Origin of the sequence: Paracoccus tegillarcae (assembly GCF_002847305.1) — a bacterium.
Classification (GTDB): Bacteria; Pseudomonadota; Alphaproteobacteria; order Rhodobacterales; family Rhodobacteraceae; genus Paracoccus; species Paracoccus tegillarcae.
Genome location: NZ_CP025408.1, coordinates 572700 through 590864, shown reverse-complemented (window position 1 = coordinate 590864; position 18165 = coordinate 572700). Strand labels below are relative to the sequence as shown.

At 62.6% G+C, this 18165-nt stretch carries 20 protein-coding genes; 18 read left to right on the top strand and 2 right to left on the bottom strand.

The annotated features are described in order from the left end of the window. Positions 1-109 precede the first annotated feature (109 nt). The 12 genes from CUV01_RS02965 (at position 110) to CUV01_RS02910 (ending at position 12723) form a co-directional block, all read left to right on the top strand. Positions 110-1183, top strand: coding sequence for a hypothetical protein (locus tag CUV01_RS02965; protein ID WP_101461819.1), 1074 nt, complete (start codon positions 110-112; stop codon positions 1181-1183). Next, positions 1158-1544: a hypothetical protein gene (locus CUV01_RS02960; protein ID WP_157994765.1), complete on the top strand. Its 387-nt coding sequence runs from the start codon at positions 1158-1160 to the stop codon at positions 1542-1544. Before CUV01_RS02965 ends, CUV01_RS02960 begins: the two co-directional genes overlap by 26 nt. Then, entirely contained in the window at positions 1541-2683 is a 1143-nt protein-coding gene (locus tag CUV01_RS02955) for a hypothetical protein (RefSeq protein ID WP_101459160.1), read from the top strand. Before CUV01_RS02960 ends, CUV01_RS02955 begins: the two co-directional genes overlap by 4 nt. After that, positions 2658-3239 carry a putative glycolipid-binding domain-containing protein gene (locus tag CUV01_RS02950; RefSeq protein WP_101459159.1) on the top strand — a complete coding sequence of 194 codons (582 nt, stop codon included), beginning with the start codon at positions 2658-2660 and terminating at the stop codon, positions 3237-3239. The genes CUV01_RS02955 and CUV01_RS02950 overlap by 26 nt, the downstream gene beginning before the upstream one ends. Continuing rightward, positions 3240-5162: an AAA family ATPase gene (locus CUV01_RS02945; RefSeq protein ID WP_101459158.1), complete on the top strand. Its 1923-nt coding sequence runs from the start codon at positions 3240-3242 to the stop codon at positions 5160-5162. Between the two features lie 79 nt (positions 5163-5241). Then, complete coding sequence (locus CUV01_RS02940; protein ID WP_232962455.1) at positions 5242-5679, top strand: YbjQ family protein; 438 nt, start codon at positions 5242-5244, stop codon at positions 5677-5679. A 213-nt stretch (positions 5680-5892) separates the two neighbouring features. Then, complete coding sequence (locus CUV01_RS02935) at positions 5893-7266, top strand: DUF6638 family protein (RefSeq protein ID WP_101459156.1); 1374 nt, start codon at positions 5893-5895, stop codon at positions 7264-7266. A gap of 3 nt (positions 7267-7269) precedes the next feature. Further along, a complete protein-coding gene (locus CUV01_RS02930; protein WP_101459155.1) occupies positions 7270-7551 on the top strand; it encodes a hypothetical protein in 282 nt (93 codons plus the stop codon). Between the two features lie 10 nt (positions 7552-7561). Next, positions 7562-8254: a DUF1523 family protein gene (locus tag CUV01_RS02925; RefSeq protein WP_101459154.1), complete on the top strand. Its 693-nt coding sequence runs from the start codon at positions 7562-7564 to the stop codon at positions 8252-8254. Positions 8255-8448: 194 nt separating this feature from the next. Beyond that, on the top strand, positions 8449-9318 hold the full coding sequence (locus tag CUV01_RS02920; protein ID WP_101459153.1) for a LysR family transcriptional regulator: 870 nt from the start codon (positions 8449-8451) through the stop codon (positions 9316-9318). A gap of 116 nt (positions 9319-9434) precedes the next feature. Further along, positions 9435-10382, top strand: coding sequence for a deoxyribose-phosphate aldolase (gene deoC / locus CUV01_RS02915; protein WP_101459152.1), 948 nt, complete (start codon positions 9435-9437; stop codon positions 10380-10382). 7 nt (positions 10383-10389) lie between these two features. After that, positions 10390-12723 (top strand): aldehyde dehydrogenase family protein, encoded by a 2334-nt coding sequence (locus CUV01_RS02910; protein WP_101461818.1) that lies wholly within the window; start codon positions 10390-10392, stop codon positions 12721-12723. Here CUV01_RS02910 and CUV01_RS02905 read toward each other — a convergent pair. Beyond that, the gene (locus tag CUV01_RS02905) at positions 12717-13160 is read right to left on the bottom strand and encodes an NUDIX hydrolase (RefSeq protein WP_101459151.1); all 444 of its coding nucleotides are present in this window, start codon (positions 13158-13160) and stop codon (positions 12717-12719) included. The genes CUV01_RS02910 and CUV01_RS02905 overlap by 7 nt on opposite strands. A 3-nt stretch (positions 13161-13163) precedes the next feature. Next, positions 13164-13772, bottom strand: coding sequence for a GcrA family cell cycle regulator (locus CUV01_RS02900; protein WP_101459150.1), 609 nt, complete (start codon positions 13770-13772; stop codon positions 13164-13166). A 115-nt stretch (positions 13773-13887) separates the two neighbouring features. Between CUV01_RS02900 and CUV01_RS02895 the strand changes: the two genes are divergently transcribed. The 6 genes from CUV01_RS02895 to CUV01_RS02870 all read left to right on the top strand — a co-directional run bounded on the left by CUV01_RS02895 (position 13888) and on the right by CUV01_RS02870 (position 18071). After that, positions 13888-14706: an ABC transporter permease gene (locus tag CUV01_RS02895; protein WP_101459149.1), complete on the top strand. Its 819-nt coding sequence runs from the start codon at positions 13888-13890 to the stop codon at positions 14704-14706. Between the two features lie 136 nt (positions 14707-14842). Continuing rightward, positions 14843-16018, top strand: coding sequence for an aspartate aminotransferase family protein (locus CUV01_RS02890; protein ID WP_101459148.1), 1176 nt, complete (start codon positions 14843-14845; stop codon positions 16016-16018). Between the two features lie 3 nt (positions 16019-16021). Then, on the top strand, positions 16022-16645 hold the full coding sequence (gene nthA / locus CUV01_RS02885) for a nitrile hydratase subunit alpha (RefSeq protein WP_101459147.1): 624 nt from the start codon (positions 16022-16024) through the stop codon (positions 16643-16645). Further along, on the top strand, positions 16642-17298 hold the full coding sequence (nthB, locus tag CUV01_RS02880; protein WP_101459146.1) for a nitrile hydratase subunit beta: 657 nt from the start codon (positions 16642-16644) through the stop codon (positions 17296-17298). The genes nthA and nthB overlap by 4 nt, the downstream gene beginning before the upstream one ends. Next, complete coding sequence (locus CUV01_RS02875; RefSeq protein WP_232962453.1) at positions 17285-17596, top strand: nitrile hydratase accessory protein; 312 nt, start codon at positions 17285-17287, stop codon at positions 17594-17596. The genes nthB and CUV01_RS02875 overlap by 14 nt, the downstream gene beginning before the upstream one ends. After that, the gene (locus CUV01_RS02870) at positions 17589-18071 is read left to right on the top strand and encodes a GNAT family N-acetyltransferase (RefSeq protein WP_157994764.1); all 483 of its coding nucleotides are present in this window, start codon (positions 17589-17591) and stop codon (positions 18069-18071) included. Before CUV01_RS02875 ends, CUV01_RS02870 begins: the two co-directional genes overlap by 8 nt. The last annotated feature ends 94 nt before the right edge of the window (positions 18072-18165 follow it).

Genomic DNA, 18165 nt, shown 5'->3' with positions numbered 1-18165 from the left:
CTGGGCGCTGACAACGGCCAAAATCGGCCTGTTTCAAGCCTATTCCCCTTGCGCCGGGCGTCGTAGGACCTAACATCTTGTGCAAAGAACCAGTTCAGGGGGTATGGCGATGGCATCGCTGGAACAGCAGATACAGAAAAGCCAGCAGCAGGTTGCGGCAACGCAGGACAAGATTGCGGAAATGACCTCGCGGCTGGATCAGGCGACGGCCCGCGCGGCGGTCGAGGATTTGCCGATCGACGTGGCCAATGCGACCCTGCAGGACGTGCACAGCCATACCGAGGCGATGAACGCCAATATCGCCGAGCTGATCATGGGGCTGGACGATGTGACCGCCGGTTTCTCGAAGGATTTCGAGGAGTTGCGCAGCAAGACCGGCTGGGAAAAGTTCGTCGGCATCTTTGCGGGCGGCAAATCCGAATCGATGCGTCAGGAAAGACTGCGTTCGGCCAGTATCGACGATAAATTGCAGGATCTGATCTCGAAATCCGACACCATCACCCGATTGCTGCAGGGCCAGCTTGATCTGCTGAACGACCAGAAGGCCAAGGTCGAGACCAACCTGACCGGCACGCTGGAAGAGCGCGAGGCGACCGTCGCCACGCTCGAGGCGCTGCGCGAAAAGATCAAGGAAATGGATCCGCGACTGATCGAGTTGGAAAACAAGATCTCGACCACCACCGACGCCACGGATCGCACCCGGCTGGAAACGGAACTGGCCAATGCGAACAAGGAACATAACGCGCTGGTGCAAGACGAACAGGTCGCGCTGGCCAAATCGCAGACGCTGGAGCGCTATATCGAGGCCGGCAAGACCTGGGTCGACAGTTTGCAAAACCAGGCCGCGACCCAGATGGTGCTGATCAACAAGCTGCAGACCGATACCCGTCAGCGGGTGGTGCTGTATGACGCGCTGACCAAATCGCTGAAGACCGCCCAGCAGCAGGACATTGCGCACCGAATCAACGAGATCGGTGTGAGGACCGACCAGGAGGCGCAGGCCGCCATGGCAGCCATCGGCACCGCGACCAATGACAAGATGGCCGACATGCTGGAATCGCATGGCGATCACATGGTCTTTGCCCGCAAGGTGCTGGAAGAAAAGGCCAAGGCCGATGAACGCTTTGCCCGCCGCTTCAGCGAGATCGTCAAGAAGCATGACAGCAACCTTTATGGCGGCTGACAGCGCATTGACTGGCAAGCCGGGTCTGCGGTTGGGCGGCATCTTCGCCCTGTTTGCAGGTCTGGGCGGCATTTATGCGGTAATGGACGGCAAGACTGTGGCAGAGGCCATTTTCGTGGCGATCAGCGCCGGTTTTCTCGTGTCCATGGGGCTGGGCATCCTGTTGCTGCTGCTGATCTTTGCTGGTGACATGATCGCAAACCTGATTGCAGGCATCGTCCTGATCGTCTGGGTTTCGACCGACTGGCGAAACCGGCGGATGATCGCCGCCCGCTTGCAGGCCGCCGAACAACGCTGGGTCGCGACCGTGGCCGACGGCATTGCGGCGGGCCTGCGCTGGCTTGGTGGAAAGAAGCCATGAGCAAGAACGACCGCACAGGCAATCTGGATGCCGATCACCGCGCGCTGGACGACGACCTGACCGCCCGCGCCTTTATCGACCAGACGCGGCGCATCGCGGCCACGCTGCGCGAAGCTCTGGTCGAGACCGTGCGCGACGGGTTGTTTACCCGGACCGAAACCGAAGTGATCGGCGGTTATCTGGATGCGCTCAAGGCCAGCATGGATGCGCTGGCGATGAAGTATCTGGTGGCCAATCGCATCGAAGGACCGTTGCAGCGCCAGTTGACCATCGACATCCACGAATCCGGTTTTCCCGTCTGGCAAGAGATCGCCCAGACCGCCGCCGATGCCGCGCAGGCTGGGGCCGAACTGGCCCGCACACCGGACGCGGTTGCGATCAAGGATGACATGATCCGCCAGATCGTCAGCCAGTTGAGCATCCCGACACGGCTGCAATACGCGCTGTCTCAGCGTTATTACTACGAGACACTCGCGAAGGGTGGTCTGTTCTGGCCGCAGATGCACCCGCAGGGCTATTGGCTGTCGGGGGCCGATGGCAAGCGCCGCCGCTGGCTGCTGCACTGGGCAGTCTATGACAGCCAGTTGAATGTCCCGGTCCTCTATCTGATGGATGTGGACGATACCGGAAGGCGCGGGCTGACCGATGATCCGAAACGCTGGCCCGAGGTCCGCGCGCATCTTTTGGCGCAATCGGTCGCCGGGCTGCAACTGGTCACCATCGCGCAGGGGTTTGACCGCGATTTCGACACGCTGCACCCGCACCGGCTGCGGCGCATCACACTGGGCCCCGCCTATTCCGGCGGCTTCACCACGCAAGAGGGCCCGATCCGACGGGTGCTGGAAGATGCAGGCGCGCCCTCGGGGCAGGACTGGGCGATGGCCATGACGATCGAGGACCTGCAGTCCGAACGCGCGACGATGGAATCCAGCGGCTTCTTTGGCGTGACCGAGCGGCAGATTTTTCGGCTGGATCCGCTGAACCAGCACGGCGCGGGGCAGGGGGCCAGCTCTGCCACCCGTTTGCTGGTGCTGCCGCAACGACCTTATCAGGCGCTGGCTGCACTCGACCCGCCGGGATTTCGCAATATCCGCAAATACGTGCCCGGCCCCGATGGTCGCGTCACCAGCTATCGCTGAACTGGTGGGTGCGGGGGCGCATATCATCTGGCGCAGGCTTGATCTGCCCGGCCATGATGCCTGCAGGCTCTGGTCCGAGGGCGCGCAGTGGCGGCTGGAGGGGATGGCCGTCTGGGCCGATGCCCTTGGCCCGGCTCAGCTGGCCTATGAGGTTTCGGTTGATGAGGATTGGATCACCCACTCCGCCCGGATCATGGGTCGCGTGGGCAAACGAGCGCTCAGCCTTTCGGTGCATCGTGGCGAAGCCGGTGAATGGCGGGTGAATGGCGAGGCGGTGCCCGAGGTGAGCGGACTGCGCGACATCGACCTTGGCTTTACGCCGGCCACCAATACGCTGCCGATCCGGCGGATGCGGGCCGCGCGGCAGGACAGCGCCGATATCGCCGCTGCATGGCTGGACCCGGAGGACTGGCGGCTAAAACCGTTGCCACAGCACTATGAGCGGCAGGGCGATGCCTGGCGCTATGCCGCGGGCAGCGGGTTCAGCACGACGATAACGATTGATGGCGATGGTCTGGTGACAGATTATCCGCCGCTTTGGACGCAAGAGGTATGAATGGAAGCGCGCAATGAAATGGAACTGCCCGAGGCCGAGATCAGGGCGCATTACAGTCAGGCACTAAGCCTGCTGAGCGGCTTTGATCACGCGCCCCGTCTGGGCAAGGCGGCGACCCTCGCGGTGCCCGAACGTTCACCCGGGATCCCCCGGACCTCGCGCTTTCGCTCGACCACGCCTGGCCTTGCAGGTCGCAGCACGCAGCGCGCCAGTGGCGTGCAACTGATCGACCGGATCGAAGGGATCGGCGGCGATGATCTGCCGTCGCCCGCCGCTGCCACCGTCGTTCGTGCGCTGCGCCGCGCCATTGCGATCGGGCTGGCCGTCACGGATGAAATCGCAGCGCGTTCGGGCGCGGCAGAACTGAAACGCGCCAATCTGGAGGGCCGCTTGCCCGCCGACCACCGCACTGAGTTCGGCGAATTGCTGGCCGTGGAATCGCTGGCCGCGCTGTCGGTCTTTGCCAATGCGACCGCTTTTCTGCTGGCCGAACATGCGGGGCCGGAAACGGTCGAGGGCATTACCAGTGACGAGATCCTGACCGACAATCCGCTGACCGCGCTGCAGGGCGCGCTGTGGGAACTGGATCAGAACGTATCGCGGGCAACCGACGACAAGACGCTGATTGCCACCGTGATTGCCTCTGCCGAGGCACTGTCTGCCGCCGTTCAGGCCCGCGCCGAAACTGCCCCGCGCACCGGCGCGTTCACGGGCGGCAGCTGGCGCGTGGCCGCCGATGATTTCCCCATCGCCGGTTTTCAGCCTGCAACCAAGGCCCGCGGCAAGCCGCTGACCATGAGCTTCAAGAAACCCGAAGAGGTGGTGGGCAACGCCATCGCCAAGCATCAGGCGATGAGGCTGGCGCGGATGATGGTGGGCTATGATTTCGACCGCCGGATGAACCCGTTCGTCGAACTGGGCGGCTTTGTCTTTACGTTTCTTGGCGACGGCCGCCCCGGCACCGGCAAGACGACGCTGATCCAGATGATGGCCGGGATGCTGAACGATTACTGCCAGATCGGCGGCTATCCGTTCCGCTATGCCAACCTGTCGGTGGACAATATCGACAGCTATCAGGGCAAATCGGGGCAGAACGCGCGTGCCTTTATCGACGGCATCATCGATCCCTCGGTGATCGGCTTCGGCACCATCGACGATATCGATCAGATCGCCGGCAAGCGCGGCGACCGTCAGTCATCCGCCGGCCAGCAGGAAATCACCGCCGTGCTGATGGAGGCGTTTTCGGGTGCCAGCACCGTTGTGCGCGGCAATTGCAGCTTTGGCATGTTTTCCAACCACGCCGAAAGCATCGACGACGCCCTGCGCCAGCGTGCCAGCGCGCGGTTCCTGATCGACGGCCCCAAGACGCGGGACGATTACATCGACATCCTGGCCCTGCTGCTGGGCAAGCGTCACGATATCCCCGTGGGCCAGCACGATCTGATGAAAGCGCAGGCGATGAAGAAGGCCGTCGCCGACAGCTATGCGGGCCATTCCCGTCCGCATGAGGCTGGTCTGGAAAAAGTTTTCAGCGACGTGACCGGCCAATATGGCGAACTGACCGATCTGGCCGAACTGGGCAGCTATCTTTACGCAATCGCCGAGGCCGAGCCGCGCTTTACCGGCCGTGCGGTCAAGAACATCACCGACGCTGTCAAAGCCCGCGCGATGGATTTCGACATGCCCGACGAGTGGTTCGAAACGCCCGAGGCGTTCATGCACCAACCCTATGACCGCAAGCTGGAGATGATCTCTGCCCTGCGCCAGCCGATCACGACCGAGATGGTGGTGCAGGAAATCAACCGCTACGCCGACAGCGAATGGCGCTATTCCGACAGCGCGGACGAAGCCGCTATCGCAGAAACCGTGCGCGGGATGGAGCGGATGGCCGAAGCGCAGAAGCGGTATGGGGGGCGGGGGTGAGCAGAGCCTGTGATGGCTCACTAAATTATATACAGAAGCGAGAAAGCCGATGCCAGTATGCAGAGAATGCGGCAGAGATATGGGGTTCTTCGGTAAAGTTGGCGACAGTTGCAGCCAATGTAAGAGCGCCCAATTGGTTGGCGAGTCTGACGAAACGATTAGCGGTCCCAATGAGACGAATTCGGAGATAAACAATATCATTTTGACAACCGAATGCGGCACTAACTTGGAAATCTTCGAACGCATAGAGATCGTCACCGCTGAGTGCGCTTACGGTATGAACATCTTTCGAGACCTTTTTACGAGTGCCCGTGACATCGTTGGGGGACGTTCGAAAGCCATTCAAAACACGATGCGCGACGCTCGCCGCATGGCCCTCCTGGAACTGAAGCGGGAGGCACATGCTGTGGGCGCAAACGCAGTTGTGGGCGTCGATCTCGACTATGTCGAACTTTCGGGTGCGGGCAATATGGTCATGCTTGTGGCGTCAGGGACAGCCGTGAGAGCAAAGCTTTGAGTGGACCCTTGAAGGCACGGCACGCCCCCGCCCGGAACAGCCGCGCCAGCGGCCCGGGCAGCGTCCGACCGCCCCCCGGGCGGACGCTTTGTCGATGCCAAGTACCGCGCAGCCGTTCAGCGGAAGCTGGCACCATAAACCGCCAAGCCTCAACCGCCGCCAGCGTACACCCTCGGTCGGGCGCTGCCCTCTGCCGGATATAGGAGAACCAATATGGAACGCCTCATCGAAAAGGGCCTGATGTTCGGCAACCTGATCCGGGTGAACTCGGGCGCTTGGGTCAGCCTCTATAATCGGGCGCTGAAGAAGATCACCGGCAAGGAAACCGCGCAGGCGGAGTTCCATATCGACCTGTCGGGCTATTCCCCCGAGATCGGGGATGAGCTGGGCGATATGGACTATCTGCGCCCCGATGGCGGCAATCGGCAGTTCATCCTGCTGACCACCGAGCAGAAGACCGCGCCGATGCTGAATGCCGATCTGTCGGTGCTGCGCGATGTGTTGCAGGGTTTTATCGCCGAGAATGAAAGCCAGCTTTTCAGCCTGACCGCGCGCGATGCCGTCGTGGGCGAGGTTGACGATCAGGTCTGGCAGGTCAGCAGTCCCGCCGATCTGCTGAACATCAGCCGCCTGAGCATCAGCGCCGACACCACCGGCAACCATGTCGCCGAGGCCGATCAGCTGACCGCGCTGATTGACCGGTTCCGCAATGAGCCCGATGGCTGGTATGATGATGTTCTGATCGCGCGCATGATCGAACAGGCGCAGAAAACCGGCGATGTTCTGCGCCACCCCGTCGATCTGCAGCATACCGAATTCGAGGTGCCCGACTTCTGGACGTCGGATTTCGGCGGCGTTTATGTGATCCGCTCGGCTCGTGAGCCGGCGATGATCTTTGCGGATCCGGCGCAGCAGGTCGATGTGCCGGGCAAGCTGACCCTGACGCTTGACGACCGCAACAAGATCGCCGCCTGGCTTGCCCGCAATGCGCTGGCCGAGCCGATCATCGCGGCGCGTGGTGCCGATGCCGCGCCGATCCTGCGCCAGAAGATCGATTTCATCCTTGTCGATGCGGCGACCCGGTTGGGTATCGACACCGGCAATGCCAGCCGGGCCGAGTTGCGCCGCGCGGGGGCGCGGATGGGCAATCAGTTACCGCCCGAGATACGCGGGCTCGCCGCGCTGCTGCGCTATGCCGAGCAGGGCGGCGACTGGCCGGTGATCGACAGTGGCGATCCCGCCTATTTCTACGCCGTTCGCGCCACGCCCGGCCCCGCGCGCGATCTGGTCAATCGGTTGCTCAGCGAGTTGTCGCCAGACGACGTGCGGCAGATGTTCATCACCCACAAGCCGCTGTTCTACCGGCTGTATCAGACCTGGGATGATAAAAAGCGCGAATATGTCGCCAATTTCCTGGCCCGCGAGTATCAGATCGACAAGCAGGGCACCCGTGACGCGCTCTTTGGCGGCGAGCCGGGTATGACCGAACCGGCATCCGCGCCGGCGGCTGGTCCCTGGGGGGCGTCGCGTGCTAGCCTCAGCGAAGCGGCCGCCGTTCCGGACATCAAAGGCCCTTGGGGAGGCTGACATTTGATCGCTTTGTTTCGATTGCTGTTACTGGTTCTGCTGCTTGAGGTGGCTTTTTACCTTTTGATCCGGCTTTACCTGCGCTCTTTGCGGCGCGAGGCGCTGGAAAACGAATGGGCCAGCCGTCATCCCGATCAGGTTGGGAACAACCCCGCCCGTGACGAGTTTGTTCGCAGGTCAATGGTCGGTTTCGACAAAAGCCTGAAAGGCCGGCTGCTGTGGCTTGTCTTTATCATTCCGACCGCGACGATCATGGGGATCGTTTATTGGGTCAACTGGCAGTAAGGGGCCGCAGATGCATTATATCAAGGTCGTCTTTGGGGTTCTTCTGGGCGTCTTCGTCTATGGCTTTCTGGACTATACGCTGCCCTCCAAGAACACGGTCCGCATTACCAACACCTATAACAGGCTGACCTATATCAGCCCGTCCAACAGCATCTTTTACGCCAGCGACGATACCGGCACGGTCGAGAACGCGCAGGGCCAGCGCGACATCCGCTTTATCGAGACGGTGCGGCCGAACGAAAAGGTGTTTGTCTATCGCAATGAGGATACCGGCTGGATCTGGCCGCCCTATTTCAAATATGACAGCGCGAACCTGCATGCCGAGGCGACCAATCTCAGGTCCACATCGGCGGATCCGCAATGGGTCAGCATCACCGCCTATGGGTGGCGGCTGCCGTGGCTGTCTGTTTACCCCAACGCGATTTCGATCGACACCGTTGCGGGGCCGAATGACCACCCGCGCAACTGGGGCGCGGTGATTGCCAGTGCGCTGCTGCTCTTGTTGCTGTTGCTGTTCTGGCGCATGTGGGCGCAGTTTCGCCAGCGCACCATCGACCCGACGGTCGCCCGCGTTGATCAGGCTTGGGACGACGCGTCGGCCAGCGCCGATGCCGCCCGCGACCGCGTCGTATCGGAAGCCTCCGATGCCAAGGGGCGGATGTCGGGATGGATGGATACATGGCGTGGCAAGCCGCGAAAATAGGCCATGAGTTGCGCCATGCTTGCCAACCAGCCGGCATGGCCTGACAGCGCATAATAGTCTTCTTCGCGTATCTCGATGGGCTGCTGAGGCGGGATGATTGGCAGCATGGTCAGGTCCTTTCTTTTTCTTCAGTGACAAGATAGCCTGTATTCGGCGGTAAAAAACCGCCGCTGAACGCAAGGTGCTTTTCATCTATGAAAGATGTTGGCTGGGACGATCTGCACGTGTTTTTCCATGTCGCCGAGGCTGGCGGCCTGTCGGGCGCGGCCCGTGCCTTGGGGCTGAGTGCGCCGACGGTGGGGCGGCGAATGCTGGCGCTGGAACAGCAGACCGGCCAGGCGTTGTTCGAACGCGCGCAGACCGGTTACAGCCTGACACCTGCAGGACAGGCGCTGTTGAAAAAGGTTCGCGCAATGCAGGCCGCCGCGCGCCCGGTGCAGGACTTTCTGTCGGCGCAGCGCGACCGCCCGATCATCCGGTTGTCAGCGGGCACCGCAACCGCGATGTTTCTGGCCGACAAGTTCGGCGCATTAAGCCGGTCGGGTGACAATTTCCGTCTGAACTTCGTCACCTCCGAGGCTGTGCTGGATATTGCCCATCGCGAGATCGATCTGGGCATCCGCAATCGTCCGGCAGAGGGCGGCAACCTTGCGTCGCGCAAGCTGGGCGTGCTGCGCTTTGCTCCCTATCGCAGTTGGTCGGTGCCCCGGCCCGAGTTGCTGGACTGGGTCGCGATGGACCCGGTGTATGCCCGCCACCCGGCCGCGCGCTGGCTGCACGATCAGGATCTTCCCATCGCCGTGCGGGCCAATTCGGTGGCGACCGTCCATGCGCTGATCAATGCCGGCGCGGGGATAGGGGTGATGCCCTGCATGATCGCCGATTGTGATCCGGCCTTGTCGCGCGCCGGCCCGATCATCGACGATCTCACCGAAGAGCAACATCTGGTCATGCATGACGACGACCGGCATTTGCCGCATATCCGCTGTCTGATCGACCGGATCGTCGCGGTCTATGATGACAATGCCGATCTGCTGGCGGGTGCCCGGCCCTTGCGGGGATAGCTACGCGGGCCATCACGGACCCTGCGCGTGCCGTGCCGTGCCGTCACGTCCATCCCGCTTGCTCGTATCGAGCCGCGCGGCTACCTTACCCGTCAACTCAAGGCTCGAGAGGCGCAATGTCAGTCAGACGAAACCCCGGCACCGATCTGCGCCCCGACTGGTTCGAGGGTATCCGCATCAACACGCCAGCGGTCGAGCGCCGGGCAGCCACGCTGCCCGTTCGCCGCAGTCTCAAGAAAGACTGGCAGGCCGCCTGGCTTTTGAACGCGGTGCGCTGCATCGACCTGACCACGCTGGCCGGTGACGATACCGATGACCGCGTGGCCCGCCTGTGTGCCAAGGCCATGCAGCCTGTCGCGCCCGATCTGCTGAAAGAACTGGGCGTTGAGGGGCTGACGACCGGGGCAGTCTGTGTCTATCCGACCATGGTTGCGGCGGCCAAGCGTGCGCTTGGCAATTCCGGCGTGCCGGTCGCCTCGGTTGCCACCGGGTTTCCAGCCGGGCTGATGCCGCTGGATCTGCGACTGGCCGAGATCCGCTATGCGGTGGATCAGGGCGCCGACGAAATCGACATCGTCATCACGCGGGCACATGTCTTGCAAGGCAACTGGGCCGCGCTTTACGATGAGATCAGTGCCATGCGCGAGGCCTGCGGATCATCCAGGATGAAGGCCATTCTGGCGACCGGCGATCTTAAATCTTTCGAGAACGTCGCCAAGGCCAGCCATGTCGCCATGCAGGCCGGCAGCGACTGGATCAAGACCTCGACCGGCAAAGAGGGCGTCAACGCCACGCTGCCGGTCAGCCTGATCATGTGCCGCGCCATCCGCGATTATCAGACCCAGTCGGGCAATGCCGTCGGCTTCAAGCCCGCCGGGGGGTTGCGCACCGCCAAGGATGCGATCAGCTGGCAGGTGCTGATGAAAGAGGAACTGGGCACGGATTGGCTAAGGCCCGACCTGTTCCGCATTGGCGCCAGCAGCCTGCTGGGCGATATCGAACGCCAGATCAGCCATCACGTGACGGGCCGCTATGCCAGCGCCCATCGCCAAGCCATCGCCTGAGGGGAACATGTCGACAGTGACCGATATCATGGACAGCATGGAATACGGCCCTTCGGTGGAGGACAGCAGCGCTGTGCGCGACTGGCTGACCAGGCGAGGCCCGTTTGGGCATTTCATCAACGGCAAGTTCACCAAACCTGGCCAGACCTTCGCAAGTGCTGATCCCGCAACCGGCGACAAGCTGGCCCAGATCACCCAGGGTACACCCGAGGATGTGGCCGACGCCGTGCGCGCGGCCAAGAAGGCGCAGAATGGCTGGGCCAAGCTGTCCGGCAGCGAACGGGCGCGGTACCTTTATGCCATCGCGCGGCATGTGCAGAAACGGGAACGCTTTTTGTCGGTGCTGGAAACGCTGGACAATGGCAAGCCGATCCGCGAATCCCGCGATATCGATATCCCCCTGGTCGCACGGCATTTTTATCATCATGCAGGCTGGGCCGAGTTGCGTGACGAGGAATTCCCCGATCACACGCCGCTTGGCGTCTGCGGTCAGATCATCCCGTGGAATTTTCCGCTGCTGATGATGGCCTGGAAGATCGCGCCTGCGCTGGCGGCGGGCAATACCGTTGTGCTGAAACCTGCGGAATACACCTCGCTGACCGCGCTTGCCTTTGCCGAGATCTGCGCCGAGGTGGGGCTGCCAGACGGGGTGGTCAACATCGTGACAGGCGACGGTGCGACAGGGGCCGCGATTGTCGAGGCCGAGGTCGACAAGATCGCCTTTACCGGCTCGACCGAGGTTGGCCGCGCGATTGCCGAAACACTGGCCGGAACCGGCAAGAAGCTGACACTTGAACTGGGCGGCAAGTCGCCCTTTGTCGTGATGGACGACGCCGATCTAGATGCCGCGGTCGAGGGCGTGGTCGATTCGATCTGGTTCAATCAGGGTCAGGTCTGCTGTGCCGGATCGCGTATCCTTGTGGCCGAGGCGGTGGCAGAGCGCTTTGAGACGCTGCTGGCCGCGCGCATGGACAAGCTCCGCGTCGGACTGCCTTTGGACAAATCCACGGATGTCGGCGCGATTGTCGACCCTGTTCAAAAGGATCGCATTCAGGCGATCTGCAGGGCCGCGACCGATGCGGGCGCGGAACTGGTTGGCGGTCAGCCGGGCGAGGGCTGCTTTATCGCGCCGGGTTACCTGCGAAACATCGCCCCGGCCAATCCGGGGATGGAGCAGGAAATCTTTGGCCCCATCGCCACCTTGTCTACCTTCCGCACAGCGGATGAGGCGGTCGAGTTGGCCAATAACACGCGCTACGGTCTGGCCGGTTCGGTCTGGTCGGAAAGCGCGACCGTTGCCACCGATCTGGCGTCGCGGATCAAGGCCGGCGTGATCTGGATCAACTGCGCCAATATGTTCGACGCGGCTGCACCCTTTGGCGGCTACCGCGAAAGCGGTTTTGGCCGCGAGGGCGGCGTTGCCGGGATGCTGGATTATCTGGCCGGTCCCAAGGTCAAGACCAAGAACGAACCTGCGCCTCAGACCCCGCAGGCCGCACCTGGCGGCGAAGGCAAGGGCGGCGGGATCGACCGCACGGCCAAGCTGTATATCGGTGGCGCGCAAAAGCGTCCCGATGGCGGCGCCAATTATGCGGTCCCCGGGGGGCTGGCCCCGTTGGGCAACCGCAAGGATATCCGCAACGCGGTCGAGGCCGCGGCCAAGGCCGGAAAATGGGGCGGCATGGGCGGTCATGCCCGCGCGCAGGTGCTGTATTACATCGCCGAAAACCTTGCCGCCCGCGCCGATGAATTCGCCAAACGCTCCAACCGGTCCGAGGTCGATGCCGCGATTGATCGCGCGTTTCATTATGCTGCCTGGGCCGACAAGTTCGATGGCCGGAACGTGCAGACCAAACCCGCGCATCTGGTGAATGTGATCCCCGAGCCTTATGGCGTCATGGGCATCGCTTGCCCGAATGCGCAGCCACTGGCGGGCTTTATGTCACTGGTCATGCCGGCGATTGCGATGGGAAACCGTGTTGTGGTGATCGCCGCGCAGGACGATCCGCTGCCGGTGCTGGACCTGTATCAGGTGTTCGATACCTCGGATCTGCCGGGCGGTGTGGTCAATATCGTGACCGGGCCAAAGGACGAACTGGCCAAGGTTCTGGCTGCCCATGATGAGGTCGCAGCCATGTGGTATGTCGGCGGGGCCGAACAGCTGCGAGTGATCGAGCAGGCGGCGGGCGGAAATCTGAAGCCCGTCTGGTCACCCGTGAACCGCAATTGGACCGGACCGCAGGCACAGGGGCGCGAATTCCTGCGCCACGCCACGCAGACCAAGACCATCTGGCTGCCCTATGGTGCCTTGCCGGCCGGAACCGGCAGCGCCGCTTATTGATGGTCGGAAATGTGGGTCAGCGCGCGGCGCAGCAGCTGATCCACACTGGCCGAGATGGCGACGCGCCCGGCCAGCACGTCGGTGACGGCGATCCACGCGGCCTCTAGCGCGTCATCACCTGCGACCGGATCGCCGGACACATAGTCGCAAAACACCGCGGCCAGCAGAAAATGATGGCTCAGACCCCCCGACGGGTCGCGGATGATGACATCGACATTGTCCAGATAGCCGACCGCCCGCGCGATCACGCCGGTTTCCTCGGCCAATTCACGGATTGCGGCGGCCAGCGCGGTCTCACCCGGCTCGACATGCCCGCCGGGAAAGCCCCACAGCCCGGCATCGGGCGGGTTGCGGCGACGCACAAGCAAGACCTGATCATCCACCAGCGTTACCGCCAGTGCTGCCAGTTTGGGAAATCCGCCGGGCCTGTCGGGCAAGCGTCAGCGCCGCCGGTCGCGGCGCGAGCTCATGGGCTGGAAGGCGACGCCGGTATGGGCCTCGCAATAGGGTTTCCCCTGCTGGCTGGGCAGACCACAGAACCAGAACTTTTCGGTCGCGGGATCGCCGATGGGCCATTTGCAGGTGCGTTCGGTCAGATCCATCAGGGACAGCTTGCGCGCCTTTTTCTCGACTTCGCGCACCGATGCCAGCGCCTCGGGGCTGATTTCATTGGCCGAGGGCTGCGGTGGTAGCGGTTGACCGGCCGGAACAATCGGGCGACGTGCGACAGGGGTAAAGGCCGGCTGCGTCGAGGGCTCTTCCTCTTCGACCTTGGGCTTTTCCGCCGTTTCGGCTTTGGGCGCGGGTTTGGGCTCGGCCTTCTTGGCCGGTTTCTTGGCGGCCTCGGGCGCAGGCGACGCGGTTGGCGGCGCGGCCTTGGCGGGCGCGGCCTCGGCCTCTTCATTGCGGTTCGACAGGCCAAGGCGATGTACCTTGCCAATCACGGCATTGCGGGTGACGCCGCCCAGTTCCTTGGCGATGGCGCTGGCCGACTGGCCTTCGCCCCACATGCGTTTTAGCGTCTCGACGCGCTCATCCGTCCAGGACATCGTTGCCTTTCCGGCAGGGCGTATCCCCGCCACATCTTGAAACCCGTGAATTCCCCCGCCAATAACGGGATGCCGAGAAATAGCCCCTGGGGGCGACGAGTTCAAGGACTGGAAGATGGCAGATAGCAGAAGCGACGCAGCAAAAGGCCTGGGCGTCCGCCGTTTCGGGCGCATCAACTGGTTGGGCATGTACACGCTGGCGCACCGCGAGATCATGCGCTTCATGGCCGTGTGGCAGCAGACCATCTTTGCGCCACTGATGACGGCGGGGCTGTTCATCACGGTGTTTTCCGTCGCGTTGGGGCGGGGTGACCAGCAGATCATGGGTGTACCCTATCTGGCCTTTATCGGGCCGGGCATTCTGATGATGACCGTTATTCAGAACGCATTCGCCAATACGTCATCCTCGATCATATCGGCAAAGATGCAGGGCAATATCATCGACACGCTGATGCCGCCGCTATCCGCGACAGAGTTGCTGGCCGGCTATCTGGCCGGTGCCGTTGTGCGTGCCGGCCTGGTCGCGGTGGTCATCTCGATCGGGATGGCACTGGTCATCGGGCAGAGCATAGCGCATCCGCTATGGGTGCTGGCTTTCGTACTTCTGGGGGCGCTGCTGATGGGCGGATTGGGTATTCTGGCCGCGATCATGGCGCAGAAATTCGACCAGATGGCAGCGATCAACAATTTTATCATCGCGCCGCTGTCGTTCCTGTCCGGCACGTTTTATTCGGTCGAGGCTCTGCCAGAACCGTTCCGCACGCTGTCGCACTGGAATCCGATCTTCTATCTGATCGACGGTGCGCGCTATGGCTTTGCCGGGGTCAGCGACGCACCGCCCGTGCGCGGTCTGCTGGTGTGCACGTTTTGCGCAGGCGTGGTGCTGTTCATCGTGTGGCGCTGGCTGAAATCCGGCTATCGGATGAAAGCGTGATTGCGCGGACGGTGATTTGGCGCTATGCCGATCTGCATGATCGACCGGACCAACATGATTGCCCGTCCCCGACGTTGAAATTCAACGCTCGATCACGCCTGCCTTTACAATCTGTATCACGCCAAGGGAATCTGCCATGATTTCGCATGTTTTGCCGACCTATAACCGTGCGCCGCTGTCTTTCGAGAGGGGCGAGGGCAGCTGGGCCATCACCACCGATGGCACCCGATATCTGGATCTTGGCGCAGGTATCGCAGTGAACGTGCTGGGCCACGCGCATCCCGAACTGGTCGCCACGCTGACGGAACAGGCGGGCAAGATCTGGCATGTCTCCAACCTGTATCAGATCCCCGACCAGCAGCGGCTTGCCGATCTGCTGGTCGATGCGACCTTTGCCGACACGGTCTTTTTCACCAATTCCGGCACCGAGGCTGCCGAACTTGCGATCAAGATGGCCCGCAAATACTGGGATTTCGAGGGCAATCCTGACCGGACCGAAATCCTGACATTTGACGGCGCGTTTCATGGGCGCTCAACCGGTGCCATAGCGGCTGCGGGATCCGAGAAGATGATCAAGGGCTTTGGCCCGCTGATGCCCGGTTTCCGGCAATTGCCCTTTGGCGATATTCCGGCCTTGCGGGATGCGATCAGCGACAAGACCTGTGCCGTGATGATCGAGCCCATTCAGGGCGAGGGCGGCATTCGTCCCCTGTCCGACGACGAACTGGGCGAGATCCGTGCGCTCTGCGACAAGACCGGTGCGCTGCTGATCCTCGACGAGGTGCAATCAGGGATGGGTCGAACCGGACGGCTGTTTGCGCATGAATATGCAGGCATCACGCCCGATATCATGATGGTCGCCAAAGGCATCGGCGGTGGCTTCCCCCTGGGCGCTGTGCTGGCGACCGAGGACGCGGCAGCCGGCATGGTCGCGGGCACGCACGGTTCGACCTATGGCGGTAACCCCTTGGGCTGCGCCATCGGCGCGCGGGTGATGCAGATCGTGGCCGACCCGGAATTTCTGGCCGAGGTGAATCGCAAAGCCAGCCTGCTGCGGCAAAAACTGGAAGGTCTGATCGCGGCGCATCCCGATCTGTTCGACAGTGTGCGCGGCCAGGGGTTGATGATCGGCCTGAAATGCAAGATCGCGCCGACCGAACTGGTCAATGCCGGCTACGACCAGCAAATCCTGACCATACCCGCAGCCGACAATGTCCTGCGCTTGCTTCCGCCGCTGAATATCAGCGACGAAGATATTGCCGAGGCGGTCGCGCGGCTGGACAAGGCAGCGGCCAGTCTTTCAGGAGAATAGGCGATGCACGACCACGATCATGACCAGGGTGATGGCAGCGATCTGGACGAGATGACCGCCCGGGTCCGCGCGTTGGAAACCATTCTGACCAAAAAAGGGCTGATCGATCCTGCTGCCGTGGACCGCATCATCGACACCTATCAGAACAAGGTCGGCCCCAAAAATGGCGCCGCCGTCGTCGCGCGTGCCTGGAACGACCCTGATTTCGCCCGCCGCCTGCGCGATGACGCGACCGCCGCCATTGCCGAAATGGGCTTTGTCGGGCGTCAGGGCGAACATATGCAGGCGCTCTTCAACACGCCTGAAACACATCACATGGTCGTTTGCACGTTGTGTTCCTGCTATCCGTGGTCGGTGCTGGGCCTTCCGCCGGTCTGGTACAAGTCGCCCGCTTATCGGTCCCGCGCGGTGCGTGAACCTCGGGCAGTGCTGGCGGAATTCGGCGTGACCTTGGATAAAGGCACAGACGTACAGGTTTGGGATTCGACCGCCGAACTGCGCTATCTCGTCGTGCCGATGCGCCCGGATGGGACCGAGGGCTGGTCGGCCGACGAACTGGCCGACCTTGTCAGCCGCGATTCGATGATCGGCACGGGGCTGGCTTTGACGCCGGGTGGCAAGCCATGAACGGCCCGCATGATCTTGGCGGCAAGATGGGCTTCGGGGCAATCGCGCCTGAGGCGGAAGAGCCGATTTTTCACGCAGAATGGGAAGAACGCGCCCTTGGTCTGACATTGGCAGCTGGCGTGCTTGGGGCCTGGAACATCGACGAAAGCCGCCATGCGCGCGAAAGCCTGCCATGGCCGATCTATCTGGGAACGTCTTACTACGAAATCTGGACCCGCGCGCTTGAAGTGCTGCTGCAACGGCATGGCTTTATCACACCCGAGGAACTGGCCAGCGGTGACGCGCAAACCGCGCCTGCCCACCCTCGTCGGATGCCCGCGGATGCGGTCGACGCGGTTCTTGCACGCGGCGGCCCAACTGATCGCGCGATCGAAACTGCGCCACGCTTTGGCGTCGGTGACGCTGTGCGGGCGCTGAACCTGCAGCCAAACGGGCATACGCGCCTGCCGGGATATGTTCGTGGGCATCTGGGTCGCGTGGTGGCAACGCGCGGGGGGTTTATCTTCCCCGACAGCAATGCCCACGGAAACGGAGAGGCGCCGCAGCACCTGTATTCCGTCCGCTTTCAAGGGGCCGAACTATGGGGCGGGGCGGCTGAACCGGGCAGTTCCGTCACCATCGACGCATGGGAAAGCTATCTTGAACACGCCTGAACAACCCTTTGACGAACCATGGCAGGCTCAGTTGTTCGCGCTGACGGTGGCGCTGAATGAGGCCGGTTGGCTGGACTGGTCCGACTGGTCAACAGCCTTTGGTCAGGCGCGCGCGGCCAAGGGCGACTACTTCGAAGACTGGCTGGCCACCTTGCAAACCATCCTTGCCGAGCGCGATGTGGCCGGGGGCGAACAGATCGCAGCACTGGCCGCATCCTGGCAACGCGCCGCCCGCGCAACGCCGCACGGCCAGCCGATTGAGCTATCCAACGATCCAGAGGCGCTGGACGATGGCTAAATACGGATTCAGGCCAGTCACACGGGATGATTTTCCGATGCTGGCGGGTTGGTTGCGCCAGCCCGCCGTCGCTGAATGGTGGAAAGACACGGACCAACAGATCGCAAGCCTGGGCGAGGCGTTGGATGATCCGGCGATGCATCTGCTCATTGTCCTGCGCGAAAACCAACCGGTTGCCTATGTCCAGCACTCAGTCGCTGCACATTGGAACGAGCCGCATTACGATGCGGCCGGCACGCCCGATGGCACCATCGCCGTCGACGTCTTTTCTGGCCCTGATGGCATGGGCCATGGCGGCGAATGGCTGAATGCAGTGGCCGAACACCTGCTTGAGCGCGCGCCGGCGCTGATCATTGACCCCGATCCCGCAAACCTGCGCGCCATTCGCGCCTATGAGAAGGCCGGCTTTCAGGGAACCAGAGTCGTTCCGAATGAAGACGGCGAACCCGCCCGCATCATGACCCGCCACCGATGATGCTTTCTTTTTCATGAAAATATCCCGGGGGAGGCGCGCGACAGCGCGACGGAGGCAGCGCCCCCTTGACCCCGGCGCACGAACGCGGCTTGCT

What these genes read in the sequence shown, in the direction of transcription:
- CUV01_RS02950 (WP_101459159.1), top strand. Translation starts at nt 2,658, where the DNA reads ATGGTCGCGTCACCAGCTATCGCTGAACTGGTGGGTGCGGGGGCGCAT.
- CUV01_RS02935 (WP_101459156.1), top strand. Translation starts at nt 5,893, where the DNA reads ATGGAACGCCTCATCGAAAAGGGCCTGATGTTCGGCAACCTGATCCGG.
- CUV01_RS02945 (WP_101459158.1), top strand. Translation starts at nt 3,240, where the DNA reads ATGGAAGCGCGCAATGAAATGGAACTGCCCGAGGCCGAGATCAGGGCG.
- CUV01_RS02960 (WP_157994765.1), top strand. Translation starts at nt 1,158, where the DNA reads ATGACAGCAACCTTTATGGCGGCTGACAGCGCATTGACTGGCAAGCCG.
- nthA (WP_101459147.1), top strand. Translation starts at nt 16,022, where the DNA reads ATGCACGACCACGATCATGACCAGGGTGATGGCAGCGATCTGGACGAG.
- CUV01_RS02895 (WP_101459149.1), top strand. Translation starts at nt 13,888, where the DNA reads ATGGCAGATAGCAGAAGCGACGCAGCAAAAGGCCTGGGCGTCCGCCGT.
- CUV01_RS02910 (WP_101461818.1), top strand. Translation starts at nt 10,390, where the DNA reads ATGTCGACAGTGACCGATATCATGGACAGCATGGAATACGGCCCTTCG.
- CUV01_RS02955 (WP_101459160.1), top strand. Translation starts at nt 1,541, where the DNA reads ATGAGCAAGAACGACCGCACAGGCAATCTGGATGCCGATCACCGCGCG.
- CUV01_RS02890 (WP_101459148.1), top strand. Translation starts at nt 14,843, where the DNA reads ATGATTTCGCATGTTTTGCCGACCTATAACCGTGCGCCGCTGTCTTTC.
- CUV01_RS02900 (WP_101459150.1), bottom strand. Translation starts at nt 13,772, where the DNA reads ATGTCCTGGACGGATGAGCGCGTCGAGACGCTAAAACGCATGTGGGGC.
- CUV01_RS02940 (WP_232962455.1), top strand. Translation starts at nt 5,242, where the DNA reads ATGGGGTTCTTCGGTAAAGTTGGCGACAGTTGCAGCCAATGTAAGAGC.
- CUV01_RS02870 (WP_157994764.1), top strand. Translation starts at nt 17,589, where the DNA reads ATGGCTAAATACGGATTCAGGCCAGTCACACGGGATGATTTTCCGATG.
- CUV01_RS02920 (WP_101459153.1), top strand. Translation starts at nt 8,449, where the DNA reads ATGAAAGATGTTGGCTGGGACGATCTGCACGTGTTTTTCCATGTCGCC.
- CUV01_RS02965 (WP_101461819.1), top strand. Translation starts at nt 110, where the DNA reads ATGGCATCGCTGGAACAGCAGATACAGAAAAGCCAGCAGCAGGTTGCG.
- deoC (WP_101459152.1), top strand. Translation starts at nt 9,435, where the DNA reads ATGTCAGTCAGACGAAACCCCGGCACCGATCTGCGCCCCGACTGGTTC.
- CUV01_RS02925 (WP_101459154.1), top strand. Translation starts at nt 7,562, where the DNA reads ATGCATTATATCAAGGTCGTCTTTGGGGTTCTTCTGGGCGTCTTCGTC.
- nthB (WP_101459146.1), top strand. Translation starts at nt 16,642, where the DNA reads ATGAACGGCCCGCATGATCTTGGCGGCAAGATGGGCTTCGGGGCAATC.